Origin of the sequence: Cephaloticoccus capnophilus (assembly GCF_001580045.1) — a bacterium.
GTDB lineage: Bacteria > Verrucomicrobiota > Verrucomicrobiia > Opitutales > Opitutaceae > Cephaloticoccus > Cephaloticoccus capnophilus.
Genome location: NZ_LSZP01000050.1, coordinates 1 through 1,562 on the forward strand (window position 1 = coordinate 1; position 1,562 = coordinate 1,562).

The 1,562-nt window shown below is 60.9% G+C and carries 1 protein-coding gene; it reads left to right on the top strand.

Annotated features, from left to right (window positions below; translation table 11 throughout):
- Nucleotides 1–24 precede the first annotated feature (24 nt).
- Nucleotides 25–1,562 (top strand): hypothetical protein (locus AXK12_RS06715; protein ID WP_156468913.1); only part of this gene is annotated, 1,538 nt, incomplete at its 3' end.

A 1,562-nucleotide genomic window follows, 5' to 3' on the forward strand; every position in this document is an offset into this window, starting at 1 on the left:
GACACGACCCGCCAGCTTCGGCCTGTGAATCGTCCGACTGCGGAGCAGCAGAAGGCGGCGTTAAAGCAACAGGTGTTTGAGGCGAGCGGTGTGCCGCAGTCGCTACTACAGGAGATCGACGCGCGGCTTGAGCGGATACGCGCGCGGCAAGTGGGCGAGTTCGACCTAAGCGCGGCGGCGAGTCCGGAGCTGGTGGCGAGTCGCGAGGCGGGGCTTTTTACGCGTGGGGTACGGCAGGCGCTAGACCACTGGGCGGAGCCTATCGCGCGGCGGATGGAAAAGATAAATCCGGTACTTGGCCAAGGACTACGCCGCCTAGAATTCGACATGGGGCGCGGGCGTGTGGCCGCGTGGGAGAAGGTAAGGCCCTTTGCCGATGGGCTGGCGCAGCTCGCGAAGGTGGCGCCCGAGGATTACCACAGGCTCGATCTAGCGCTAAAGAATGGAGAGGCGAACGTTAGGGATATGCTACTCACCAAGCACGGGCTGGCGGAGGCATGGGGGCCTGTGGAGCTGCTACTACGAACCTATCATGCAAAGTTAAAAGGTGCAGGCTTCGAGCTGGGCTTTCTGGAAAACTACTTCCCGCGTAAGGTGATCGACTCGCAGGGGCTGCTTGACTACTACGCGGGCGACGAGGCGGCGGTAGAGGCCATAAACGAGGAGTCGGCCAAGAAGGATAGGGGCGGCAAAGGCACGAGCTCGAAGACTTCGGGCGCGTTCGCGAGCGTGTTTATGGAGATGCCGCAGAACCTGAAGGCGCGCACGGTGTGGGAGGTGACAAGGGAGACTTCGCAGTTCTACGCATCGCCGCTTGAGGCGCTGCATACCTATATCGAGCAGGTTAACGAGGCACTGGCGCTCAAGGCGTTCTTTGGAGAGTCGGCGGTGTTCAGGGGTAAAGGCCAAACGGGGCATGCGCAAAAATCGGTCTCGGCCGAGGGCAATCCGCAGCTCGGCGATCCAGACGAGCTGTTCGGGATGGACGTCGGCCAATCGGTGGCGAAGCACATGGCGCGGCTGCGCAATCTTGGGGTAGTGGATGCTGCGCAGCGGGTGCAGGTCGAGGAGATGCTACGGGCGCGCTTCAACAAGGCGGCGCAGTGGAAGTGGCTGCGGGGCGTGAAGAACTTCACCCTACTAACCACACTGGGGCACTTTACGACGACGCTAACGCAGCTCGGGGACTTGTCGTTCTCGCTGTACGAGGCGGGCTTTTACAATACCTTCGTGAGCGCTAAAGCGGCGTTCCAAAACAAGTCGAAGGTGACTAAGCAGGAAGTCGGCATTGATGCGATTGCCGAAGGGTTCAAGGACCCGTCGAAACTGTCGGCGGCGGTGGACTGGGTGTTTAAGTGGACGGGCTTCGAGCACATGGACAGAATCGGCAAGGAGGCGATCATGAACGCCAAGCTTCGCCAGCTCAAAGAGGAGGCGCTAAAGGGGGAGCTGAACCCGAAGGCGCGCGCCATGCTGGAGGCGAGTTTTGACCGTAGCGCACACGGGAAAATAATGGAGGACTTGCGCGAGGGTCGGCAGACAGCGGACACGCTGTTTTTAGC